25 protein-coding genes are annotated in these 23,525 nt (G+C 43.4%); 20 read left to right on the top strand and 5 right to left on the bottom strand.

Features of this window, described 5'->3' with window-relative positions; all coding sequences use genetic code 11:
* The first annotated feature begins 19 nt into the window (after nucleotides 1-19).
* The 3 genes from spoIIID (at nucleotide 20) to DEAC_RS04755 (ending at nucleotide 2,299) form a co-directional block, all read left to right on the top strand.
* A complete protein-coding gene (gene spoIIID, locus DEAC_RS04765; RefSeq protein WP_009619498.1) occupies nucleotides 20-268 on the top strand; it encodes a sporulation transcriptional regulator SpoIIID in 249 nt (82 codons plus the stop codon).
* Between the two features lie 190 nt (nucleotides 269-458).
* Nucleotides 459-1,439, top strand: coding sequence for a rod shape-determining protein MreB (gene mreB, locus DEAC_RS04760; protein WP_047809059.1), 981 nt, complete (start codon nucleotides 459-461; stop codon nucleotides 1,437-1,439).
* Between the two features lie 134 nt (nucleotides 1,440-1,573).
* The gene (locus tag DEAC_RS04755; protein ID WP_047808894.1) at nucleotides 1,574-2,299 is read left to right on the top strand and encodes a WecB/TagA/CpsF family glycosyltransferase; all 726 of its coding nucleotides are present in this window, start codon (nucleotides 1,574-1,576) and stop codon (nucleotides 2,297-2,299) included.
* 21 nt (nucleotides 2,300-2,320) lie between these two features.
* Here the strand turns inward: DEAC_RS04755 and DEAC_RS04750 are convergent, their stop codons facing one another.
* A complete protein-coding gene (locus DEAC_RS04750) occupies nucleotides 2,321-3,424 on the bottom strand; it encodes a glycosyltransferase family 4 protein (RefSeq protein ID WP_047808893.1) in 1,104 nt (367 codons plus the stop codon).
* A gap of 170 nt (nucleotides 3,425-3,594) precedes the next feature.
* Here DEAC_RS04750 and fabZ point away from each other — a divergent pair, with 170 nt between their 5' ends.
* The 14 genes from fabZ to DEAC_RS04680 all read left to right on the top strand — a co-directional run bounded on the left by fabZ (nucleotide 3,595) and on the right by DEAC_RS04680 (nucleotide 17,367).
* The gene (gene fabZ, locus DEAC_RS04745; protein ID WP_047808892.1) at nucleotides 3,595-4,032 is read left to right on the top strand and encodes a 3-hydroxyacyl-ACP dehydratase FabZ; all 438 of its coding nucleotides are present in this window, start codon (nucleotides 3,595-3,597) and stop codon (nucleotides 4,030-4,032) included.
* 251 nt (nucleotides 4,033-4,283) lie between these two features.
* Nucleotides 4,284-4,655 (top strand): hypothetical protein, encoded by a 372-nt coding sequence (locus DEAC_RS04740; RefSeq protein WP_047808891.1) that lies wholly within the window; start codon nucleotides 4,284-4,286, stop codon nucleotides 4,653-4,655.
* 34 nt (nucleotides 4,656-4,689) lie between these two features.
* Nucleotides 4,690-6,408 (top strand): helicase-related protein, encoded by a 1,719-nt coding sequence (locus DEAC_RS04735; protein ID WP_053006282.1) that lies wholly within the window; start codon nucleotides 4,690-4,692, stop codon nucleotides 6,406-6,408.
* Between the two features lie 20 nt (nucleotides 6,409-6,428).
* Nucleotides 6,429-7,169, top strand: a complete 741-nt coding sequence (locus tag DEAC_RS04730) for a ComF family protein (protein ID WP_047808890.1) — start codon at nucleotides 6,429-6,431, stop codon at nucleotides 7,167-7,169.
* Nucleotides 7,170-7,233: 64 nt separating this feature from the next.
* Nucleotides 7,234-7,536 carry a zinc-ribbon domain containing protein gene (locus DEAC_RS04725; RefSeq protein ID WP_014829426.1) on the top strand — a complete coding sequence of 101 codons (303 nt, stop codon included), beginning with the start codon at nucleotides 7,234-7,236 and terminating at the stop codon, nucleotides 7,534-7,536.
* Between the two features lie 463 nt (nucleotides 7,537-7,999).
* The gene (locus tag DEAC_RS04720; RefSeq protein ID WP_047808889.1) at nucleotides 8,000-8,800 is read left to right on the top strand and encodes a basic amino acid ABC transporter substrate-binding protein; all 801 of its coding nucleotides are present in this window, start codon (nucleotides 8,000-8,002) and stop codon (nucleotides 8,798-8,800) included.
* A gap of 275 nt (nucleotides 8,801-9,075) precedes the next feature.
* The gene (locus tag DEAC_RS04715) at nucleotides 9,076-9,753 is read left to right on the top strand and encodes an amino acid ABC transporter permease (protein ID WP_047808888.1); all 678 of its coding nucleotides are present in this window, start codon (nucleotides 9,076-9,078) and stop codon (nucleotides 9,751-9,753) included.
* Entirely contained in the window at nucleotides 9,740-10,459 is a 720-nt protein-coding gene (locus DEAC_RS04710; RefSeq protein WP_047808887.1) for an amino acid ABC transporter ATP-binding protein, read from the top strand. Before DEAC_RS04715 ends, DEAC_RS04710 begins: the two co-directional genes overlap by 14 nt.
* 257 nt (nucleotides 10,460-10,716) lie before the next feature.
* Nucleotides 10,717-10,914: a cold-shock protein gene (locus tag DEAC_RS04705; RefSeq protein WP_047808886.1), complete on the top strand. Its 198-nt coding sequence runs from the start codon at nucleotides 10,717-10,719 to the stop codon at nucleotides 10,912-10,914.
* Between the two features lie 153 nt (nucleotides 10,915-11,067).
* The gene (gene hpf / locus DEAC_RS04700) at nucleotides 11,068-11,595 is read left to right on the top strand and encodes a ribosome hibernation-promoting factor, HPF/YfiA family (protein ID WP_047808885.1); all 528 of its coding nucleotides are present in this window, start codon (nucleotides 11,068-11,070) and stop codon (nucleotides 11,593-11,595) included.
* 158 nt (nucleotides 11,596-11,753) lie between these two features.
* Complete coding sequence (gene secA, locus DEAC_RS04695) at nucleotides 11,754-14,267, top strand: preprotein translocase subunit SecA (protein WP_047808884.1); 2,514 nt, start codon at nucleotides 11,754-11,756, stop codon at nucleotides 14,265-14,267.
* A gap of 155 nt (nucleotides 14,268-14,422) precedes the next feature.
* A protein-coding gene (gene prfB / locus DEAC_RS04690; RefSeq protein WP_152671351.1) for a peptide chain release factor 2 occupies nucleotides 14,423-15,527 on the top strand; the annotation gives its coding sequence in 2 pieces (ribosomal slippage) (nucleotides 14,423-14,491 and nucleotides 14,493-15,527; 1,104 coding nt in all).
* 78 nt (nucleotides 15,528-15,605) lie between these two features.
* Nucleotides 15,606-16,436 carry a transketolase gene (locus DEAC_RS04685; protein WP_047808882.1) on the top strand — a complete coding sequence of 277 codons (831 nt, stop codon included), beginning with the start codon at nucleotides 15,606-15,608 and terminating at the stop codon, nucleotides 16,434-16,436.
* Nucleotides 16,429-17,367: a transketolase family protein gene (locus DEAC_RS04680; protein ID WP_047808881.1), complete on the top strand. Its 939-nt coding sequence runs from the start codon at nucleotides 16,429-16,431 to the stop codon at nucleotides 17,365-17,367. Before DEAC_RS04685 ends, DEAC_RS04680 begins: the two co-directional genes overlap by 8 nt.
* 262 nt (nucleotides 17,368-17,629) lie before the next feature.
* Here DEAC_RS04680 and DEAC_RS04675 read toward each other — a convergent pair whose 3' ends face one another.
* Nucleotides 17,630-19,081 carry an IS1182 family transposase gene (locus tag DEAC_RS04675; RefSeq protein WP_047808880.1) on the bottom strand — a complete coding sequence of 484 codons (1,452 nt, stop codon included), beginning with the start codon at nucleotides 19,079-19,081 and terminating at the stop codon, nucleotides 17,630-17,632.
* 104 nt (nucleotides 19,082-19,185) lie between these two features.
* Between DEAC_RS04675 and DEAC_RS04670 the strand changes: the two genes are divergently transcribed.
* Nucleotides 19,186-19,563, top strand: coding sequence for a hypothetical protein (locus tag DEAC_RS04670; RefSeq protein WP_047808879.1), 378 nt, complete (start codon nucleotides 19,186-19,188; stop codon nucleotides 19,561-19,563).
* Nucleotides 19,564-19,680: 117 nt separating this feature from the next.
* Here DEAC_RS04670 and DEAC_RS04665 read toward each other — a convergent pair whose 3' ends face one another.
* The 3 genes from DEAC_RS04665 to DEAC_RS04655 are packed head-to-tail and all read right to left on the bottom strand — an operon-like array spanning nucleotide 19,681 to nucleotide 21,677.
* A complete protein-coding gene (locus tag DEAC_RS04665; RefSeq protein WP_047808878.1) occupies nucleotides 19,681-20,379 on the bottom strand; it encodes an ABC-2 transporter permease in 699 nt (232 codons plus the stop codon).
* The gene (locus DEAC_RS04660; protein WP_047808877.1) at nucleotides 20,373-21,248 is read right to left on the bottom strand and encodes an ABC transporter ATP-binding protein; all 876 of its coding nucleotides are present in this window, start codon (nucleotides 21,246-21,248) and stop codon (nucleotides 20,373-20,375) included. The genes DEAC_RS04665 and DEAC_RS04660 overlap by 7 nt, the downstream gene beginning before the upstream one ends.
* Nucleotides 21,249-21,302: 54 nt before the next feature.
* A complete protein-coding gene (locus DEAC_RS04655) occupies nucleotides 21,303-21,677 on the bottom strand; it encodes a GntR family transcriptional regulator (protein WP_047808876.1) in 375 nt (124 codons plus the stop codon).
* Between the two features lie 239 nt (nucleotides 21,678-21,916).
* Between DEAC_RS04655 and ftsE the strand changes: the two genes are divergently transcribed.
* Nucleotides 21,917-22,603, top strand: a complete 687-nt coding sequence (gene ftsE / locus DEAC_RS04650; protein WP_047808875.1) for a cell division ATP-binding protein FtsE — start codon at nucleotides 21,917-21,919, stop codon at nucleotides 22,601-22,603.
* Nucleotides 22,593-23,483, top strand: coding sequence for a permease-like cell division protein FtsX (gene ftsX, locus DEAC_RS04645; RefSeq protein WP_047808874.1), 891 nt, complete (start codon nucleotides 22,593-22,595; stop codon nucleotides 23,481-23,483). Before ftsE ends, ftsX begins: the two co-directional genes overlap by 11 nt.
* The last annotated feature ends 42 nt before the right edge of the window (nucleotides 23,484-23,525 follow it).

Raw genomic sequence — 23,525 nt, 5'->3', positions numbered from 1 at the left:
GACGAAAGGAGGACTCTGCGTGCAAGAGTATATTCGTAAACGGGTACTCGATATAGGGACGTATATTTTGGAATCGAGTGCAACAGTTAGGCAAACAGCAGATGTTTTTGGTGTATCAAAGAGTACTGTACATAAAGATGTGACAGAAAGGCTGCCTTTGGTTAATGAAAAACTCTCTATGGAAGTCAAGCACATCCTAGAAACTAATAAGGCAGAGCGTCATATTCGGGGAGGAGAAGCTACAAGAAAGAAATATCAAGAAAATTAGCTAAAATCATGGACTAGAAAATAAAGAGAATGTGTAAAAAAGTTAAGAATCATAAAGGATTTAGAAATTATATCACGAATTGATACCTTAGAAGTAAGCAAATCTCCCGTAAGGGAGATTGTGCTATTTGATGCTATATTTGGAATTGAATTTGGACAAGCTATTGATAACGAAAGGGGTATTTCCGGGAATGTTTGGAATAGACTTAGGGATAGATTTAGGTACGGCAAGCGTTTTAGTTTATGCCAAAGGGAAAGGGATCGTCTTACACGAACCTTCAGTAATTGCTATTGACCGTAATTCCAGCAAACGCATAGCAGTAGGAGAAGAAGCGCGCTTAATGATAGGACGGACGCCGGGAAATATTGTTGCCGTGCGGCCTATGCGTGATGGCGTAATTGCAGATTATCAGACAACTGAATTAATGTTGAAATATTTTTTGGAAAAGGCGGGAGCAAAACGCTTGCCCTTTTTTAGGACTCGTGTGGTTGTCTGCATTCCCTCTGGGGTAACTGAAGTAGAGCAGAGGGCGGTGAAACAAGCAGCCTATCAGGCTGGTGCTAAAGACGTCAAAGTCGTTGAAGAACCCTACGCAGCAGCCTTAGGTGCAGGCCTGGACATTTCCGGACCTACTGGCAGCATGGTTGTTGATATTGGCGGAGGAACAACAGATATCGCCGTTCTTTCTCTCAATGGTATTGTAGCAAAACGCAGTCTTCGAGTTGGCGGCGATAAATTTGATGAAGCCATAAGTCGATATATTCGAAGAGAACATAATTTAATGATTGGTGAGAGAACCGCTGAGGAAATTAAAATTGCCGTGGGAGCTGCAATACCCGAAGGCAGACCATCTGCAGATATTGATGTACGCGGACGGGATCTTATCACGGGGTTGCCCAAGACAGTAAAAGTCAATTCACAAGAGTGTTACGTCGCCTTAGAGGAATCCGTTGAAGCCATCGTCGCAGGTGTCAAGGAAGTCTTAGAGAGAACTCCGCCAGAGCTTTCTTCGGATATTCTTGATAAAGGAATAATAATGACTGGCGGAGGCTCTTTGATCTATGGATTTGATACGCGTATTTCCCGCGAAACAGGATTGCCGGTAAGTTTGGCAGAAGATCCCATTTCCTGTGTAGCCTTAGGCACGGGCAAAGTACTCAATGGGTTTTAGGACTTCAGATCATAACTCTTTATCCCCCACGATATTATCCAAGGTGAGTGTCCTAGCGGATGGAGCCTTCCGTTCGATTTTAGGCCTTCCCTTGGATTTTTTACGTGATACCCTAAGCGAAAGGAAAGATTGTTGTGAGAGTAACTGTCTTGGGGGTTACTGTAGATACATATACCATGGCTGAAACCGTGGAGAAAATCAAACTAGCGGTTCGAGGTCAGACAGCGATTCGAATTGTAACGGCAAACCCTGAAATGATTTATGCTTCTCAGTATAATTCTGATTTGAAGAACGTATTAAATTCGGCCGACATAATCACCGCAGATGGAATTGGAGTCGTCTGGGCAGTGCGTCAATTAGGAGCTCAAATTAAGGAGCGAGTGACAGGGATTGACTTAGTACAATCGCTTTTCCCAATTGCTAATGCTGAGAAATGGCGGATATATTTTTTAGGTGGAAGACCGGGAGTTGCAGAGCGGGCAGTGGAAGAAGTTTCTTCTGACTATCCCGCAATAACGTTTTGTTTCAATCATGGTTATTTTAGCTTACAAGAAGAGGCCGACATTATAAAAAAAATTACTGATTTCAAACCAGATGTTTTGCTGGTTGGTTTAGGGGCCCCGCGGCAGGAATTTTGGCTGGAGGAGCATCCGGGTTTAGCATATGTGGGTATTGGTGTTGGGGGCAGTTTTGATGCGCTTGCCGGGACAGTCCAGCGTGCACCTAAAAAAATTCAGGACCTTCATGTTGAGTGGCTCTATCGTTTGCTGAAAGAACCTTGGCGGTGGAAGCGTCAAAGCGTTTTGCCCCGATTCCTTTTCAAAGTATTGTGGCAGCGTTTTAAACTGAAGAGCCTTTGAGGCAGAGTCTTGGTTACGATATTATGCAAGCAGCATCCTATATAGCTCCTCGGTCGCTCGAACCATCTCTTCGATGGAAAATAAAGACCAGCGTCTTTGCCCTGAAGAAACAAGGGAATGAGCCAGCTCAGGATTTTCAAGAAGCAGAGTACAGGCTTTGATAAGTTCCGGAACATTTTCGGGAGGTACTAATAAAGCCTCTTTCTCAGGGCGAACAATCTCAGGAATTCCGCCAACGTCACTAGCCACAATGGGTATTCCTATTTGCATGGCTTCGAGAAGAACTAAGCCCATACCTTCACTGACGGAAGGCAGCACAAAAATATCCATGGCTGGGAGAGCCCTATAAGCTTGTGGAAGATATCCGGCTAAAGTATAAGACAACGAAGTTTTTTGCAGCTCTGATTCTAGACTTGCATGCAGGGGTCCCTCACCAATGATCAAAAGATGAAGTCTTGGGAAGCGGCGACTTAGTTCGCTGGCAGCACGGCATAAATAAACATGACCTTTGGTAGGATGCAAACGGCCGATAGTTCCTAGCACAAGAGCATCATTGGGAATCCCCCATTGCTTTCGAAATCGATCACGTAGTATCGATGCATCGATAAGGGGAACAGGAGCCTGCCCGTTATAAATCGTTGTAAGGTGTTTACCTCCTCGGGAAGAGACTTCGTTCGCGAGGTAGCGGGAGACCGTAATTATAGATGAGGTCAACGGGAGGGTAAGCCGATCGAGGCCAATTGCCAGACGTGCCGACCAAGGAGACAAATAATCATGAGCAAGTGAACTGTGGACAGTTGTTACATTAGGGAGCTTAAGCAGACCTGCGCCAAGTCGGCCAAGAAGATTGGCCCGTGAACCATGGGTATGGACAAGGTCAATGTTTTGTTGACGGATCCAGCGCATAAGGCTGGGAAGGAGGGAAAGATCCAGGGGGTGGCGCATAGAGAAGGTTTGAGTAGGCACAACGGGTTCTGCAAGTGCAGCAAAAGGCCCCTGGGTCAAACAGACTAACGAGGGAAGAAAATGTGATTGATCCAGATTTTGAAGCAGGGTAAGAACATGCTGTTCAGCTCCTCCAATTTCTCCCCCTCCTATAATATGTAAAATTTTGAAGGTTTTCATAAGGCTTGTCATCTTCCCTTCAACTTGAAACTTAGGTATACTAGGTATAAGAATTATCATGAAATAAGATATGGATGTCAACGTTATGAAGAGTATCTGATTCTCATCATAAGATAAAGGTGTACATGTCTGCAAGTATTTGCTTTGGCAAGATTCAAGGAGGAGTTTTCGTGCTAACTAGTCAAGAGATTCAGGAGATTATTCCTCACCGCTATCCTTTCTTATTGGTGGATCGTATTATTGAATTGGAGGAAGGAAAACGGGGTGTAGGAATTAAAAATGTATCGATAAACGAACCTTTTTTCCAAGGGCATTTTCCGGGCCATCCTATTATGCCTGGGGTTTTAATTCTTGAGGCTTTGGCTCAAGTTGGGGCAGTAGTCATTCTGAAAATGCCTGAATATGCCGGATTCTTAGGGTTATTTGCCGGTTTGGATGAGGTGAAAATTCGAAGACAAGTTACCCCCGGAGACCAATTGCGTTTGGAAATCGAGCTATTAAAACTTAGGAAGACCTTCGGAGTTGCCAAAGGCAAGGCCTATGTGGGAAATGAACTTGCCGTTGAAGGTGTTCTTAAATTTTTCTTAGAGAAACGACAAGACACTTGACTCAAACGTAAGACTCCCGCTTCTACAAGTGGGAGTGGTTCCAACATCCTGTTTCGCTGAGGGGAGAGTCCATCCTTCAGCTGAACGAGTCCACTGCAGTAACTATACTATAAGTCAGCAAAGCCAGGAGCAGCTTCGTACGCCTCCTGGCTTTTTGTACTATTAGCTAACCTTCTTTTTTTGCCGGAGGCTGCAAGAGAATTCACTCACCTTCTGATTAGAACATAAGTTGTAAGCAGGAGGTGAAAAGAATGTTATTGTGGTCGCTTATGATAACACTGATTATTTTACTGTGGAATACGAATCTCCATTGGGAATGGAGAGTTCCCCTGAAATTGCAGATGTTTATTTATGCTGGAAAGGAAACGTTAGAACGTAAGACGAAACGAATAGTCTATGATTGGAAGAAATTAAGGGAAGATGAACTAGAGAAGAGTATAAGAGATCTTCATAAAGAATTTCCTCGTCTGCATAATATCCATCATTGTCCTGTTTGGATTGAGGTTCTATTGGACCAAACAATGTCCATAGAAGCAAGAAATAAATACTTAGCATGTCTTCAGCGCAGATTCCCAGATATAGAAATTTCAGAGGGTCAACAAGAGTGTGGGGAGTTAGGGTAATGACTCTAACATAGATAGAAATATGAGGATTATTATGTACTTTTATCTGACGTTAAATGAAGACGGTGACGTCGGTTATACTTTTAATAAAGAAATGGACAGGTTATCTTCCAAGGCCGGCTGTCTTAAGATACCACTGCCTTTGGGGGTCATTCAGTCTGTACAAATTCAAATGACAAAATTTAAAAACCAAAGGTGTTTTGGATTGAGAAGAAACCGTCATGAAAGGATAAAATCTGAGCTATGCCGGGTATTAAATAGCCGTGACTGGGACGTGCCGAACGTTTCATGGGAAAAGGACTTTGTAAGTTTAACGAGCGAAATGTCAGCTTCAACAGCTGGCAAAGGAGATGAGAAAGGGCCTGTTTTTCAATCTTTTGATCGGCTTGTTCGGGGAAGACAACTTTCTTGGGAAGACTTAAAAATCTTAGCTCATGAGTTAAAGTGTCATGAGGAGACTATTTTACAGTTTGCCCAGATAAATGTTGCAGAGAAGAAGGCAGAGTGGATCCCTGCCGTGTTGCGCCAAGGAGAGGACTGGCAATGTCAGCGATGCGGCGAGAAAAATATCAATGAGTGGCCTAGTTTTTACGGCAGAGCAGGGACCTGTCTGAGCTGTAAGTCCTTGGGATCAAGCACTTCACTGAAGGCAATTTACCGTGACTATCGTTCCTTGCTTGGGAACTCGGAAAAGGTTGATTTCCGTCCGCATTGGAAATTAACAGAGGCTCAGCGCCTTGCCGGTGAGGAAATATTGGATTTCTTAAAGGATTCTTCCGAGCCAAAAGCTCTTTTATGGGCCGCATGTGGCAGCGGGAAAACAGAAGTGTGTTTTCCTTCTGCAGCTTGGGCTCTCGAACAAGGAAAGTCAGTTCTATTCGCAGCCCCCCGCCAAGATGTTATTAATGATGTAGCCCCAAGACTGAAACGCGACTTTCCTGGAGTCGACATCCAAGTTCTGACAGGTAGTGGACCTATTAAATTTCAAAAGGGAAGGATGGTCTTGGCAACAACCCATCAAGTCCTTAGATTTTGGCAGGCTTTTGACTTAATAGTTCTTGACGAGATGGATGCATTTCCGTATCGGGGAAACGGGGCTTTGGAGTGGGGCCTGAAACACGCCTTACGCTCAAATGGCAAGCTGCTTTATTTAACGGCCACGCCTTCGCCTGATGGTTTAAAAGAAGTTTACCTCAGGAAGATGCGTCTGATTCGTCTTCCGGCACGACATCACCGCTTTCCGTTGCCGGTTCCGATTATCGAGAGATCTTCTCAGGAGTTTGATCCCGAACGGAATCCGCCGTCTCTGAAAAGGGGCCGTTTTGAATCATTACGTCATGAAGGACAAATTCTGGTTTTTGTCCCGAAAATATCTTGGCTTCAGCCATGGATCAATCGATTTCGCCAAGGCTTTCCTGAGTGGGAGATTGACGGGAGCTATAGCTCAGATAGGGAGCGGTCAGTAAAACTCGAAAATTTACGCCAAGGCAAATTTGATCTGTTTTTAAGTACGACAATTTTAGAACGGGGAATAACCTTAGAAGGGATACAGGTTGTTGTTTTAGGAGCAGATCATCCAGTATTTGATGAACGAGCGCTGGTCCAAATGGCAGGCAGAGTTGGGAGGACCCGGAAAAATCCTGGGGGTAACATTTTATTTATGGCTCATTTGGAGACAACGGCTATGAAAAAAGCAATCCGGTGGATTGAAGATCAAAACCGCTTGGCGCTTAAGAAGGGTCTTATTGACTAAGGCCTTAAAGGGGATTTCAAATGAATGAGCTTGTTAAAGAAGGATTTAAAATAATTCGTGCCTTATGGTATTCGGAAAAATATGGATGCGCTCTCTGTGGAGGATATCCTGGCCCAATTTGCCCAAACTGCAGTGAAGAGCTCCTTCATCCGGAATTAAGCCGCTGCCTGAGATGTGGGAAATTAATTGCTCAAGAAAGGGTTATTTGTACGGATTGCTCAGAGGGAAGAGGCCCCAAGCATTTAAAAAAGGTAATTGCCTGGGGGCATTATACTGGCTGCCTAAAGGAATTTATCCAAGACGTGAAGTTTGGAGCGAATCCCATGCGCATGATGCAGATCAGTCGGCCGTTAGCTGATTGGGCGATTAAAGAGCTGCCACTAGTTGATGGTATTTTGGCAGTGCCAATGCATTCAGCACGCTTGGCGGAGCGGGGATTCAACCAGGCTGAGGTTATAGCATCACGAATACACTGGGAGCTGGGGCTGCCGATTCTTCAAGGAGTCAAACGGGTTAAAGCAACTCCGCCTCAAGTTTCCCTCTCCCGTCAAGAACGGCTGCTGAATTTAAAAGACGCTTTTGCCTTGCAGGGCAAAGAGCCTTTTAAGGGACGAAGTGTATGGGTTATCGATGACGTCACAACCACAGGATCAACCTTAGATGCGGTGGCAGAAGTCCTGTATGAAGGCGGCGCCAAAGAGGTTTATGGTTTATGTTTGGCTGCCGGCTTTGAAAAAGTACTTGTGCCTGAGTTTGATTAGAGTTATAATAACAAGTGGATGGGCAGAGCCTGTTACATTTTTTTACGTAAGGGGAATATCTTTCATGGCCTTTGAAGACAAAGAACTAGTATGTAAGGACTGCGGAGCAACATTCATTTTTACCGCCGGAGAACAAGAATTCTACGCTGAAAAAGGGTTCGAAAATGAACCACAACGTTGCCGCGAGTGCCGTAACGCACGTAAAGCCAGCCGTAATGCACAAGAGGGCAGATCACGTGAAATGTTTACTGTAGTTTGTGCGGATTGCGGAGTGGAAACTCAAGTTCCTTTCCAACCGACATCCGATCGCCCGGTATATTGCCGCGAGTGCTATCAACATCATCGTCCTGCTCGTGAACAATATTAATTTGATGCATTTAGATTGATTAATTACGATTTAACAAGCATTGGTTGACTATGTCGGCCAATGCTTTTCTTCTTGTCTGCCTGGAAATATTCATCGACAAAGTTACCCACAACTTTTCTGGGAGAAAAAGCGCATTTTTGACACTTATCCACATTATCCACAATTGGTTGTGTGTAACTTTCGAGGGATAACTTAATAAGAGCCATTCTTTTAATGTCTACGAAGGTATGTAGATATTTTTTTATAAGAAAACTTCATCAGTCACAAGAATAGAGTTAAAACTGCATTGAATAGTATTAGCGTTAAATAATTTGAACAAAGGAAATTAAAGAAGGAAAAAAATAGGTATTGAATATTTATGCATCTATATGTATAATTGTAACCACAAGGATAAGCTGCCTGAATGTATACCTTATTTTAGGATTTATTCAAGGACAGTGCGTAAAAAGGGAGGAAAATTTAAATGTTCAAACCAAAGTTTCGTGTGATTTTGGCTGGATTACTTAGTCTCAGTTTGTTTGCTCTCGCAGGATGCGGAAGCACAAGTGCCTCTTCATCAACGTCAACTTCAGCATCGTCGTCCAGCGAGAAGGTTCTAAAAGTCGGTTCCGATATCACCTATGCGCCCTTTGAATTTATGGATGATAAACAACAACCAACGGGATTCGACATGGAACTTATTCAAGCTATCGGAAAAGATATTGGATACAAAGTGAGTATTGAAACGTGTTCCTTTGATGGTTTGATCACTGCTCTGCAAGCGGGCAAGTACAATGCTGTTATTTCTGCAATGACAATTACCCCCGCGCGTGAAAAGAGCGTAACCTTCAGCGACAAGTATTTTAAATCTATGCAGTATATTGCCATGAAAAAAGGTTCCAACTTCAAAACGCTTGAAGATCTAAAAGGGAAAAGAGTCGGGGTTCAACTTAATACTACTGGCCAATTTGATTGTGAGGCTAAAGGAATTACCCCCAAAAAATATGATACCACTCCAGACGCTTTAAACGACTTGCTTAATGGCGGGGTAGATGCTGTTGTTGCAGATTCACCGGTTGTTCTGTGGTTCCAAGCCCAAAATCCAACGGCTCAAATAGAATCGGTTCCAGCAAATGTTGATCCTGAGTATTATGGAATTGCTATGAAGCAAGGAGATAAAGAATTAGCCAGCAAGGTTAATGCTTCCTTGAAAAAGCTGATCGATAATGGAACATACGGCGAAATTTACAAAAAATGGTTCAAAAAAGATGCCCCTAAACTATAAAATTCCGGAAAAGATTATGCCGGGAAAGACATGTTTGAAAAATAAATAATTAGTAAAAGAGAAGGTAACTGCTATGCCTTCTCTTTTGCATCTAAAGGAATTATCCAAAATTAATTTTTAGTGGTATAAAATTGTATTCATGGTTTATGTGGGTATTTTAGCTTGTATAAATTTAAGCTAATAGGTATAATTTTAGACAGCGATCACGGAAATCATAAATTTCTGTTACCTGTTATTGGATTGTTCTGACAAAATGAAAATGAGGAGGATTTTTCGTGGGATTGAACTGGAATGCAGCCATTGAAAGCATCCCTGTATTAAATCGTGCGGCTCTACTTACACTGGAATTAACAGCCGGTGCAGTGGCCATCGGGGTTGTGATTGGACTTATTATGGCCTTAGGACGGTTGTCGAAAATAACAATTTTGCGCGGAGCTGCTATTACCTATATTGATTTTTTTCGAGGGACCCCTTTATTAGTCCAAATCTTTTTGGTATATTTTTTAATACCTAAACTTCTCCATTGGCAGGAGCTTCCTGACAACTATCAATATATTGCGGGTATTGCTGCGATGGGGCTTAATTCGGGAGCATATATAGCCGAGATTTTTAGAGCAGGGATTCAATCAATTGACAGGGGACAAACTGAGGCTGCTCGTTCCTTAGGTATGACGCATTCACAGGCCATGCGTCATGTTATTCTTCCACAAGCCTTCAAGCGTGTTATCCCGCCGTTAGGAAATGAGTTCATTGCTTTACTGAAAGATTCCTCCTTATTGTCGATTATTGCTATTGAGGAGCTTTTTTACAGTTCCAAAATTATTGCCGGGCGAACCTTCCAACCGATACCCATGTATATTGCAGCCGCATTGTACTATTTAGTAATGACTCAATTAATTTCTCAGTGGGTTGCGTATATGGAGAGGAGGCTGGGCAAAAATGATTTACGTTAAGAATTTGCATAAATCCTATGGGAAGCTGGAAGTGCTTAAAGGGATTGACTGCCATATTCGTGAAAAAGAGGTCGTCGTGGTAATCGGACCCAGCGGCTCTGGGAAAAGCACTTTCCTGCGCTGCCTCAATAAGTTGGAAGAGCCAACCAAAGGTGAAATAATTATTGACGGCATCCCCCTTAATTCTGAGGTAAATGTTAATGCCATTCGCCGCGAGGTTGGAATGGTTTTTCAACGCTTTAATTTGTTTCCCCATATGACGGCTATTCAGAATATAACCTTGGCTCCGGTAATCGTAAGAAATATGAATAAAGCGGAAGCTGAAAAAATAGCCATGGAGCTTCTGGCCAAAGTTGGACTTTCCGACAAAGCCCATGAATATCCGGATCACCTCTCAGGCGGACAACAACAACGGATAGCCATAGCCCGGGCACTGGCCATGAAACCAAAAGTCATGCTCTTTGACGAGACAACATCAGCCTTAGATCCGGAAATGGTTGGAGAAGTTCTCGCAGTTATGAAAGACCTGGCTCGAGAAGGTATGACTATGGTAGCAGTAACCCATGAGATGGGTTTTGCTCGTGAAGTCGGGGACCGAGTGATTTTCATGGATGAAGGAATTATCATGGAAGAAGGAGAACCTGATGAGGTGTTCTCAAATCCCAAGAATTCCAGAACACAGGCATTTTTGAGTAAGATATTATAAAGAACCTTTTTAAGCGCGCCGAGGCTACAAGCTAAAGGCGCGCTTTTCTGTGCAGCGTGTCAGGGCGTGTCAGGGCGTGTCAGGGGGACGGTCCTGGCGACACGCAACCTCCGCGTGTCACCAGGACCGTCCCCCTGACACGCGCCCCCGACACGCTGACGTTTAGACTTCCCCAAACTTGGTTATCCTCCTAAAGGTAAGTATTAGTTCAAGGATTTATCCTTTGAGCTATAATAATCAAGGAAGGTGTATTTTTTGTGGTAGGTAAAGTCAAATGGTTTAACAAACAGAAAGGCTATGGCTTCATCGAGCAGGAAAATGGCCAGGATATCTTTGTCCATTTTCAATCGGTTGTCGGAGAAGGCTTTCGTACTCTCGAGGAAGGCCAAAATGTTGAGTTTGATATTGTTCAAGGCCCGAGAGGGGAACAGGCTTCTAATGTAATGGTTCGCTGAGAAGGGTTTAGACTGCCAGGGAAAGAATCGTTTTTTTAAAACGATTCTCTCTTTAGGTTTAAACAAAAATATCTTGGAGAAAGTTTAAAATCAGCAGGATTTTTTCGAGAAATCGGGAATGTTACATATACCAGCTATAAAGGGGGTTGAAATATGAATATCATTATTCGTGGTAAACATATTGAACTAACAGACGCATTGAAAGAATATGTTACAAAACGGGTAGGAAAACTTGAAAAATTTTCGGATGAGTTTATGGATGTCCAAGTAACATTACTTGTTGAGAGAGATCGCCATCGTGTTGAGGTAACTGCACCGATTCATGGAATGATTCTACGCGGTGAAGAAGAAACTGAAGATATGTATTCTTCAATCGATATGGTTGTAGAAAAGCTGGAACGTCAAATTGATAAATACCGGACACGAATTAATAAGCGCATGCGTTCTAAAGTTATGAAAGATCATGATATTCAACCGGCTTCAACCGTCGAAGAACCGCGTGAGGAAGTTGTGCGGCATAAGAAATTCCCAGTGAAACCCATGTCCGTCGAGGAGGCTATTATGCAAATGAACCTCATTGGACATACCTTCTTTGTATTCACAAATTCCGAAACGCAAGAAATGAATGTGGTATATCTGCGTAATAATGGAGACTATGGTTTGCTTCAGCCCCAATTTTAAAGTGTCAAAATAATTATACTTCAAGCGCAGGCCCGCTTTCGCGGGCCTTTTTAATGTGAAGGAAAATTATCCCATTGACAAATCGCCTGCTTCAGTTGCAGAGGGCTGTCTGGAATGTTAAAATTATGAAGACACAAGATTGAAGAAGGGTGGATATAATGGGGCTTTTAAATTTGTTTGATGATAATGCCCGGGAAATCAGGAAATATCAAAAACGTGTTGATGTGATTAACAGCCTTGAACCGAAGATCCAAGCCCTGAGTGATGAAGAACTGAAAGGAAAGACTAATGAGTTCAAAGAACGCTTAGATCAAGGGGAAAGTTTGGATAGTTTACTGCCGGAAGCTTTTGCCGTTGTTCGTGAAGCCAGTCGCAGGGTTATTGGACAACGACACTATGACGTCCAGCTGATCGGAGGAATGGTTTTACATGATGGCCGAATTGCTGAGATGCGTACTGGAGAAGGGAAAACTCTTGTAGCGACGCTCCCCTCTTATTTGAATGCATTGACCGGGCAAGGTGTCCATATAGTAACAGTTAATGATTACTTAGCTCGCCGCGATAGCGAATGGATGGGCCAAATCCACCGTTTTCTGGGCCTGACTGTGGGTCTCATTGTTCATGGCTTAAGTTACGAGGAGCGTCGCAGCGGCTATGCTGCAGATATAACCTATGGGACGAACAATGAGTTCGGGTTTGACTATTTGCGGGATAATATGGTTACACGTCCGGATAGCCTTGTTCAACGGGATCTTAATTATGCCATCGTTGACGAGGTGGACTCAATTCTCATTGATGAAGCCAGGACCCCTTTAATTATTTCCGGCGAAGCGGACAAGCCAACAGAACTATATTTTAGGGTTGCTATGGTTATTCCCCGGTTAAAGCCGGAAGAGGATTACAAGGTCGTTGAAAAAGAGCGTGTCGTCACCTTGACAGAGCAAGGGGTAAGCCGTGTAGAGAGCATGTTGGGCGTGGAAAATCTCTATGAAGATATCCATACAGAGTTAGCCCATCACGTGAATCAGGCCTTAAAAGCTTATACTCTTTTTAAACGTGATCGCGATTACGTAGTAAAAGACGGTGAAGTTATCATAGTCGATGAATTTACCGGGCGGTTAATGTTTGGCCGTCGTTACAGCGAAGGGTTACACCAAGCTATTGAGGCCAAAGAAGGCGTGAAAGTCGAAAAAGAGTCACAAACCTTAGCGACAATTACCTTTCAGAATTACTTTAGGATGTATAAGAAACTTTCCGGCATGACGGGAACAGCTATGACCGAGGAACCGGAGTTTCGAAAAATTTACAAACTTGATGTTGTGGAGATTCCTACCAATAAGCCTGCGATCAGGAAAGATGAGTCTGATGTCATTTATCGCACGGAAAAAGGCAAATTCTTAGCGGTTGTGGAAAGCATAATTGAACGAAATGCTAAAGGGCAGCCCGTTCTTGTCGGAACTGTTTCTGTAGAAAAATCCGAACATCTTAGTGCTATGTTAGAGCGGCGGGGAATCCCCCATCAAGTCCTCAACGCCAAGTATCACGAAAAAGAGGCTGAGATTGTTGCCCAAGCAGGGCAGCTCGGCATGGTTACCATCGCGACGAATATGGCTGGCCGTGGAACCGATATTATCCTTGGCGAGGGTGTCGATGAACTTGGAGGTCTGCACATTATTGGTACGGAACGCCATGAATCCCGCCGGATTGATAATCAATTGCGAGGCCGGGCAGGACGTCAGGGAGACCCGGGTTCAACACAGTTTTTTATTTCTCTGGAAGACGATTTAATGCGGATGTTTGGTGCGGAAAATATTATGGGGATTATGGATAAATTGGGAATGGACGATTCCGTGCCGATTGCTTCTCGTATGATTTCCCGCTCCATAGAGTCTGCTCAGCGCCGCGTTGAGAATCGCAACTTTGATATTCGGAAACACGTTCTTGATTATGATGATGTCATGAATCAACAACGTGAGGTCATTTATGCTCAGCGTCGTGCTGTATTAATGGGCGAAAATCTCAAAGATAATATTCTCGAGATGCTTGAAAAAACCGTTAAAGACAGCATTGCTATGTTTAGCGGAGAAAGTCCTTTCCCTGAAGAATGGGATATGGAAGGCTTGGCTGGTTATGTAGAAAACTTCTATTTGCCGGGGACCCATTTGGATCCTGAGCAGTTAGGCGATCTTTCCAGTGAAGAGGTCGAAGAATTCTTATTGGAAAAAGCAAAAGAACTGTATCAAAAACGAGAAGAAGAATTTGGCTCAGAACTAATGCGGGAAATTGAACGTGCGGTTATGCTGCAAGTGGTGGACAGCAAATGGATGGATCATCTTGACGCTATGGACATGCTGCGGGAAGGAATTGGGCTGCGAGCTTACGGACAAAAAGATCCTTTGGTTGAATATCGTCGTGAAGGATTTGAAATGTTTCAGGCTATGATCGATTCTATTCAAGATGATATTATTCGTTATGTTCTCCGAGTGACTCCTCAGGTTCGGGAAGAAACTTCAGAGCAGCCTCGAAACATTACTGAGAACCGCTATGAGGAAGAACCCAGCGCCCCTGTGCATACGGGGGATCAGATTGGTCGGAATGATCTCTGTCCTTGTGGCAGCGGAAAAAAGTATAAGAAATGCTGCGGTGCAGAAGACAAAGCGAAATCAAAGTGAACTCAAAGTGAACTCAAAGTGAACTCGTACAGCTAAAGCTGAACAACGAGAAGAGTACGGGGGACCCACTCCCACTTATAGAAGTGGGAGTCTTACGATTGGATAAACGAAAAGGTTACACTATTAAAAATTAGGTTTGGAAGGGTGAATTGACAGTGCTTTCTGATTGGAAAAAGGATCTGGAAACTTTAAATGCACGCTTGGCAGATTTGAGGGTTTCCCTTTGACGTCGCCCAGAGAATAGAAAAGATAAGTGCTCTGGAGACTGAATTTCATCGCCCTGATTTATGGGATGATCCTGTTCTTGCTCAAAAGATTATGCAAGACTTAGCGTTTCACCAGGGAAAGGTAAAACTCTATGAGGAGTTAAAAAAGGATCTGGAAGAAACGGAAACTCTTTGGCAGTTAGCGATGGAGGAAGATGATCTAACTCTTGAGCCGGACGTCGAGCAAGGAGTTAAAGCACTGTTAACCAAATTTGAAGCCTTGGAACTGGAACTTCTTTTATCAGGTCCCTATGACAGGAATAATGCCATTGTCACGCTCCATGCCGGTGCAGGGGGCACCGAGGCCCAGGACTGGGTACAAATGCTCTGTCGGATGTATACCAGATGGGGCGAACAACACGGATTTAAAGTCGAAACTTTGGATTTCTTACCCGGTGAGGAAGCGGGTATAAAAAGTGCCACGCTGTCTTTTAACGGTGAAAATGCTTATGGATACGCTAAGTCGGAAAAGGGAGTCCATCGACTGGTACGAATCTCCCCCTTTGATGCTTCTGGTCGTCGTCATACTTCCTTTGCTTCCGTTGATGTTATTCCGGAAGTTGCCGACGACAGCGAAATTACAATTGATCCGGAGGATTTGAGGGTAGACACTTACCGCTCAGGCGGAGCGGGCGGTCAGCACGTCAACAAGACTGATTCGGCCATTCGGATTACTCACTTGCCTACCGGAGTTGTTGTTCAATGCCAAAGTGAACGTTCTCAGATTCAAAATCGAGCTGCTGCCATGAGGGTTTTGCAGGCTAAGCTGCTGGAATTAAAACGTAAAGAACAAGAAAATGAGATCTCGGAACTACGAGGTGAACAACAAGAGATTGCTTGGGGCAGCCAAATTCGTTCCTACGTCTTCCATCCCTACAGTATGGTGAAGGACCATCGAACGAATGTTGAAACAGGAAATGTGTCTGCCGTGATGGACGGTGAACTTGATTCTTTTATTGCAGCGTACCTGCAAAAAACAAAAACAGTCCGTTAATTTTAGCGATAAAATAATCTTGTTGTGAGTATTGAAGAAAAACCTCACTCGGAAAAGGGATCTAAAGGAGGGAATCTCTTGAGCATTGTTGATTTAAAACGCAAAGCGAATCTTATTCGCCAAGACATTATTACCATGCTGGTGCCCGCAAAGGCAGGACATCCCGGGGGAAGCCTATCAGCTGCCGATATTGTGGCGACTTTGTACTTTAAGGAAATGAGAATAAATCCACAAGAACCTAATTGGGCAGATCGAGATCGTTTTGTTCTTTCTAAAGGACATGCTGCCCCAGTTCTCTATGCTGCTCTTGCTGAAAAGGGCTATTTCCCCAAGGATGAACTTTTGGGCCTGCGGCAAACGGGCCGAATGCTTCAAGGGCATCCCGATATGAAAAGGACGCCTGGTGTCGATATGTCTTCAGGCTCTTTAGGACAAGGCCTTTCAGTAGCCAATGGTATGGCTCTGGCCGGGAAGCTTGATAAGAAAGACTATCGTGTTTACGTATTGCTTGGTGACGGAGAAGTTGCTGAAGGACAGGTTTGGGAAGCGGCGATGGCTGCAGCCCATTATAAACTGGATAATCTTACAGCCATCTTAGATTATAACGGCTTGCAAATTGACGGACCAACAGACAGTGTTATGTCGTCAGCGCCTTTGGCGGATAAATGGCGTGCATTTTGCTGGAATGTGATTGAAGTTGATGGGCACGATATTGAGGCTTTAGAAAAGGCCTTTGCTGAAGCAAAACAGGTTAAAGGAAAGCCAACAATTCTCATCGCTAAAACAGTAAAGGGCAAGGGGGTTTCCTTTATGGAAAACCAAGTGGGTTGGCACGGCAGTGCACCGAATGCCGAACAAGCTGAACAGGCCCTCAAAGAATTACGAGAGGAGGGACTATCCCTTGGCTAATAAAGCAGCAACACGAGACGCATACGGCAAAGCTCTTCTTATCTTAGGGAAGGAAAATCCTAATGTCGTTGTTTTAGATGCCGATTTATCGAAGTCGACGAAGACTGCGGAATTTGGCAAGAACTATCCCGAACGTTTCTTTAATATGGGCATCGCTGAAGGGAATTTGTTGGGAACGGCAGCGGGGTTAGCTGCCGCCGGGAAGATTCCTTTTGCCAGTAGTTTTGCCATTTTTGCCACCGGCCGGGCATTTGAGCAGATTCGTAATTCCATTGCCTATCCGAAACTGAATGTAAAGATTGCGGCAACTCATGCAGGGATCTCTGTCGGGGAAGACGGCGGTTCTCATCAAGCCATCGAAGATGTCGCTATTATGCGTGCTCTCCCGAATATGGTAGTCCTAGTTCCCGCAGACGGGGAGGAAACTCGCCAGATGGTTTTAGCGGCTGCCGAGCACCAAGGCCCCGTTTACATTCGCATGGGACGCTTAGAAGTGCCTGTGCTCTTTGATGAGGACTATCATTTTGAAATCGGGAAGGCAAAGGTTCTCAAAGAAGGAACCGATGTTGCTATTATGGCCAACGGCCTGATGGTAGCTGTCGCCCTGGAAGCTGCTGAACTATTAGCAGGTGAAGGAATCAGCGTCAGTGTTGTTAATGTCTCTTCAGTAAAACCTCTTGACGAAGAGACAATTCTGCGTGTGGCTAAAGAGACAAGAGCTGTAGTAACTGCAGAAGAGCACAACATTATCGGCGGTCTGGGCAGTGCCATTGCCGAGGTTTTGGGAGAAAAACTGCCGACACCTATGGTACGGGTCGGTCTCAAAGATACCTTTGGAGAGTCCGGACGTCCTTACGAACTTCTTGAGAAATTTGGCTTAGGGAAAGAAGATCTCGTGAAAGCCGTTCGCGAAGCGCTGGCGAAAAAATAAACTTAAATCTATCTGACTGTAAATAATCCCGTGGGGAACAAAACTCTAAGTTTTGTTCCCCACGGGATATTTTTTAATAGCTTATCTTAGTAGTATAGCGTTGTTATCCAATCGTAAGGCTCCCACTTCTAAAAGGAGGCCACTGAAAAACTTACGTTTTTCTTCCTGGTAGTTAAGTAATCAAATAAAAGAGACGGTCCTCATTCTTTATTCGAATGAAGATCGTCTTTTTCTAACCTTTGTATGCGGGTATGTAGTTTTTTTATTCCATTAGTTTTAATATCCTTTTCAAATTTACGCTGAATATGGCCATCGCCCCTTGTAATTCCATGCCAATTAGACCCGAGGATGATGCAACATCATACCCGTGCCTGTGCTTTAGCTCACTATTTTTAGCTTCAATTTTATATCGTTCTTTAGATTTTCCTTTAAAATAATCGCTTTCTTGAAAATTTGCTTGTTCTGTATGTTCATTTGATTTAATAGATACAGAATAAGTTTTATTTTTAGCCCCTTCCTTATAACAACCATCTTTAAATAAACATCTCTTGCACTTTTCGATGTCAAAGTGATATGTATCTGTTTGATTTCTGCCTTGACCTTTTTTACCTTGTCGGGCCTTCCGAATTGCCATATGACCTGCTTTACACACATACATTCCGGCATCTTTATTAAAATTGAATTCATCTTCCTTTTTCCGATTCCCTTGAGTAATCGAAGGATTTAATTTAGCAACTAATTTGATGTTGTTGGTCTTACTATATTTAATATTTTCCTTTTCTGAATAGGCTGCATCTCCAATGACTGTCTCAATTTCCATGCCAGCAGCCACACTTTTTTCAATCAGTGTAACTAATTCTTTCCCGTCACTTTTTTCGCCTGTTGTGACCGTCGCTGCAGTGATGATTCGTTCTTCACTCATTGCGAGATGGGTTTTATACCCAAAAAATGAGGAGTCTGCACTTTTGTGTCCAACTCTCGCATCTTGATCGCCCGAGATCCAGAGGTGTTCGATATCTTCAGCGATGATTTCGTTTAATAGGTTTAGCTGTTCTTTTACTATTGGATACTGGGAAATACTTTCTTCTTTTTCGATCACTTCAATAAGCTTTTGGCAGTAGGATAGTTCATCTTCCAATACATCAGTTGTGTTTTTGGCGGGGAACTTGTCCTTCATTGATTCATCTATTTTGTAAACGGCTTTTCTTAGCTTTTTGGACCGATCCATCAAGATTTCCTTGGGGGTCTTCTGATTATAGCGAGATTTCGTATGAGTGGCATCAACGATAATAGCTTTGCTTTTGATGATTTCCTTTTCGATCGCAATTTTTACGGTTTTATTGATCAACATATCCAAAAGGTTGAGATCTTTCAAACGCAGTTTGCGAAATTTGGTCAATGAACTCGGCTCAATAACTGCCTCTTCTGGTGCCATATGAAGAAAATACTTAAAAGACATGTCATATTTTGAACGCTCAACTACATCAACATCCGACAAGTCATAGATAGTCTTCAACAATAAATATTTGAACATCCGAATAGGGTCGATGGCATTTCGACCGTTATCAAGACAATATTTATCTTTAAGTTCGTCATACAAAAAAGAGAAGTCAACCAGTTCGTTCATTTTTCTCAATAGATTATCCTTTGGTACGACTATATTATATATATCCATAAATGGACTGAGGATCATTGATTGTTGTTTTTGAATCATAGAACTCACCTACATGAAATTGATACTATAATTATAAAACAAAAAAGGTATAACTTCCTCTATATTATGAGGTGTTATACCTTTTTACTATAAGGACTTTTTCAGTGGCCTCTCTAAAAGTGGGGTGTTTTCCATACCTTGCTTCGCTGAGAGTAGAGTCCATCCTTCAGCGCGATAGAATTTGTTATGGGCTAGGCGCTTTCGGCGAAAGTGTCCACAGGACACTTACGTCACCGAAGCCTCGATGTTCAGTTTTAGCAGACGAGTTCACTGGATCTATCCGCCCGGAAGGCTGTTCTAAAAGGCTTTTGACCTCAGAGAAAGGTGGATTCGCCCACAAAAGTGAACTCATTGCATGGAGAGGCGGCAAAGTCCACGAAGATTGCGTAGGAGAGCGGAGCCATGGTTCACATCAGGTACTGCCCGGAGGTTTGGTGAAGCTCCCGCGCAAGCGAGTGGGCGAGCCTTGGAATGCTGAGTGAACGGTGTGGGTGAAGCCGCCTGACCCGAGGGCTTTAATACATTCTTTCACTTGTCCACATCAGCCAGCATACGCATAAAGGAGATTAGACTCAGGCTAGTCATCAGATACCCGTGACTTAGAATTCCCTATGGGCATAAAATCTCAGCGATAGTCCGGCAGATAGACTAAACATAATAATGTTCAGCGCCGCCAGATAACAGCCAATTTGCCAATCGGTTTGGAATTTCAGCCACACGGCAAACTTCAGCAAAGCCGCTGAAGCCGTTTGCAGAAGCTGGCTATGATCAATTCCAGGGGAATGAGCAAGAAGTCCGGCGGCAAAAGGGATAGAAAAGAAACAAGCAAAGAAGAGAATCATACCGAACATTCGGGAACGAAGGTATCCGAATTTGAAGTAAAGAGGAAAATAGATTGAAACAAGGATAATGAGAGCACTGGCAGCACCTATAAGTCCGGGAATCGTGATTTTCTGGACCTCAAGGGATATTCCTAAGAACGACACGACGACCTGAGCCAGGAGATAAGAAAATAAGCCGATAATCCCGTAGAGAAAAGCTGAGAAATACTTAGCCAGGACTATATCTCTTCGTAAAAGGGGGAGACAAATGACCATAATTTCAGATTTGTTTTTTTCGTCCTGGGCACAAGCTTGGGTAATAAGACTATAAGCTACACCGACAAAAACAGCGCTTAGTACTCCACTTTTAAGGTTAACAAAAGCAATAAGAGCAAAAAACCCATAAAAAATTGGAATCCATAAAGACTTTTTTAAAATGAATAAATCTTTTTTAATCAGATTAAGGATGGTCAACATGCAGATTCCCCCTTTACGGTATAAAGCATGATATCTTCTAGGGTCGGCTTTTCCAAAACGACGCGCTCTTTAAAGCTTTGAGCTAAGCTTCTTTTATCCTTGATTAGTCCCTCGAAACCATAACTGTTTATTTTTAGGCCAACGAATAGATGTTTTGTTTCAGAGGTTAGCAGTTCTTGTGCCCCTTTAACAATTCCGTAATTATCTAAAATGTCATCCTTGGGCGAACTTAAGACAATTCGGCCATTGTTAAGAAAGGTAACAAAATCGGCGATCCTATCGAGATCAGAGGTAATGTGGGTTGAGAAGAAGACCGATTTTCGCTCATCTTGGAGCAGAGCGGTTAGGATTTCCAACAGTTCATAGCGAACCAGCGGATCCAGGCCTGCCGTTGGTTCGTCCATAATTAAGAGTTCTGCTTGATGAGAGAGAGCAATGGCAAGGGAAAATTTCATTTTCATTCCTTTGGACAGTTGCTTAATTTTTTGCTTAGGATTGAGATCGAAGTCCTTTAAATACCGGGCAAATACCTTAGGATCCCAGTACTTATAAAAAGAAGCAACGATTCTACTCATGTCCCGCAGGCTTAGTTCGTCATAGTAATGGTTCTCATCGAAGACAAAGCCAATTCGCTCTCTAATCTCTAGGGCGTGGACTTGATGATCCAGCCCGAAAATATTGATCTCTCCGCTGTCTTTGCGCAGCAAATTCATAATTAACTTAAGAGTTGTAGTTTTCCCGGAGCCGTTGGGACCGATGAATCCCATGACATAACCCCGTGGCAAATTAAAACTGACCGATTGCAAGGTAAAATCTTTAAAGTGTTTTGTCAAATTTTGCACAGAAAGGATATCATCTGTTGAAGTCATACCGCTTCCTCCTTAGAAAAAAATTTGTGGGAATTCAATCTTGCACGCAAGGTTTTAGCTGTCTTCATAAAGTAACGTGAACATTTCCAGAAGTTCTTGTTGGCTTAAACCAGCGATTCTGGCCGCGGTAATAGCTTCAGAAACCTTTTCCTCAACAACACGTAAGCGTTTTTCCCGCAATAGTTCTTTATTCTGAGCTGATACAAAAGAACCTTTTCCGGGGACGGTTTCTATATAACCATCTCTTTCCAGATCTTCATAGGCTCTCTTAGAAGTAATGACACTAATTTGCAATTCCTTCGCCAGAGAGCGAATGGAAGGGAGCGCTTCGGCTTCGGAGAGTTCTCCATTGAGAATGAGGCGTTTGAATTGGTTAACAATTTGTTGGTAGATAGGCTCAGGAGAAGAATTAGAAATAATGATGTTCATAGCCAGACAATCACTTCCTTCCAAATAAGGCTGCCTGAATTCCAGTTCGCCCGTACTGTGTATGAACAATATATACGGTATGAGCGGTATTGTCAAGGGTGCCGTCAAAGAGGTTTAACAAAATCTTTAGATCTAAAAAGAAATTGGCTGAATTTATGAACAGGAAAATCGCGAGAGGTGTCGAATAAATAAGGGTTATGCTAAAAAGGGCGTGGCTCACGAAAATCAAGGAGGACTGTATGATTCAGTTAAGAAATGTATCCAAGATTTATCCGAATGGTGCCAGAGCCCTCGTAGATGTCAATCTGAAAATTGACAAAGGGGAGTTTGTGTTTTTGGTGGGACCAAGCGGAGCCGGAAAGTCGACTCTGATTAAATTGTTCTACCGCGATGAAACTCCGACTCGGGGACAGGTTCAAATCAACGGAAAAAACTTAGTTCGGATGAAAGAAAGGGAAGTTCCCTACCTGCGGCGCAGTATTGGGGTAATCTTTCAAGATTTTAAATTATTGCCCAATAAAACTGTTCAGGAAAATGTGGCCTTTGCCCTTGAGGTAATTGGTGTCTCTAGGAAAGAGGTTCGGGCTCGTACCAGCAATATGTTGGAACTCGTTGGGCTTGCGGGTAAGGAGAATGCCTTTCCTAATGAATTGTCCGGCGGGGAACAGCAGCGTGTTTGTGTGGCACGTGCTATAATTAACAACCCGGCTTTATTAATAGCAGATGAGCCGACAGGGAATCTTGATCCTGAGACGGCATGGGGGATTATGGACTTACTCTTTAACATTAACAAGCGAGGAACAACGATCGTTATGGCTACTCATGCTCGCGCTATTGTTAATAAAATGCAAAAACGAGTAATTGCTATTGAAAATGGTCGAGTTGCACGAGATGAGGAAATGGGAGGATACGGTTATGACGTTTAATTTTCCTCGCTATATTTTGCGCGAAACCGGCCACTCCATGAAACGAAATCCTTGGCTAAGTATTGCATCGGTACTGACCGTTATGGTATCCCTCGTTATCTTAGGTTTTTCCATCTTCTTTTTAGCCAACGCTTCCAATGTGGCCCAATCCTTTGAATCTCAGCTTGAAATTGCAGCCTTTGTCAAAGACGATGCTACCGCGGTCCAAGTTCAGACTCTTCAGAGTCAAATTCAAGGGATGACGGGAGTTGCTTCTGTGACTATTGTAACCAAGCAACAAGCCTTGGCTGATTTTGGGAAAAACATGGGAGGTTCGCAAAGTAATCTTGTGACAGATCTGGGGGGGACTAATCCTTTTCCTGATAAGTTAACGATTAAAGCAACCAATCCTCAAGATGTTGAAAACCTTGCCGCCGCCATATCGGCTTTACCGGAAATTGATACTGTACGTTATGGACAAGGGTATGTGGATAAGCTATTGCAATTTACTAAATGGCTGCGCTGGATCGGTTTTGGTGTCGTTGGTGCCTTCAGTGTTGCGTCGGTGGTGCTTATTTCTATTAATGTAAAAATGAATGTCTTTTCCAAACGCCGCGAGATTCAGATCATGAAATTAGTTGGAGCAAGCAATGGATTTATACGCTGGCCGTTTCTGATTGAAGGCCTGACCTTAGGCCTTCTGGGAGGGGGGCTCGCAGCTCTGGTTGTCGGAATGGGCTACAATTGGATAACAATGTATATTCAGTCAACACTTACCTTTTTGCCGGTTGTGCGCAATGTTGTCCTCTTCCGTCAAGTATTAGGAGGGCTTTTACTTGCCGGTATGGCTATGGGTGCTGTTGGCAGCGGGGTTTCTTTGCAGAAATTCCTGCATTCCTGAACGAAAATGAGTTATGTGCTAAGGATAATGCGTAACAATGCA

Origin of the sequence: Desulfosporosinus acididurans, assembly GCF_001029285.1 — a bacterium.
GTDB classification, from domain to species: domain Bacteria; phylum Bacillota; class Desulfitobacteriia; order Desulfitobacteriales; family Desulfitobacteriaceae; genus Desulfosporosinus; species Desulfosporosinus acididurans.
The sequence above is the reverse complement of the archived record's forward strand: the minus strand, read 5'-3'. Positions and strand labels throughout refer to the sequence as shown.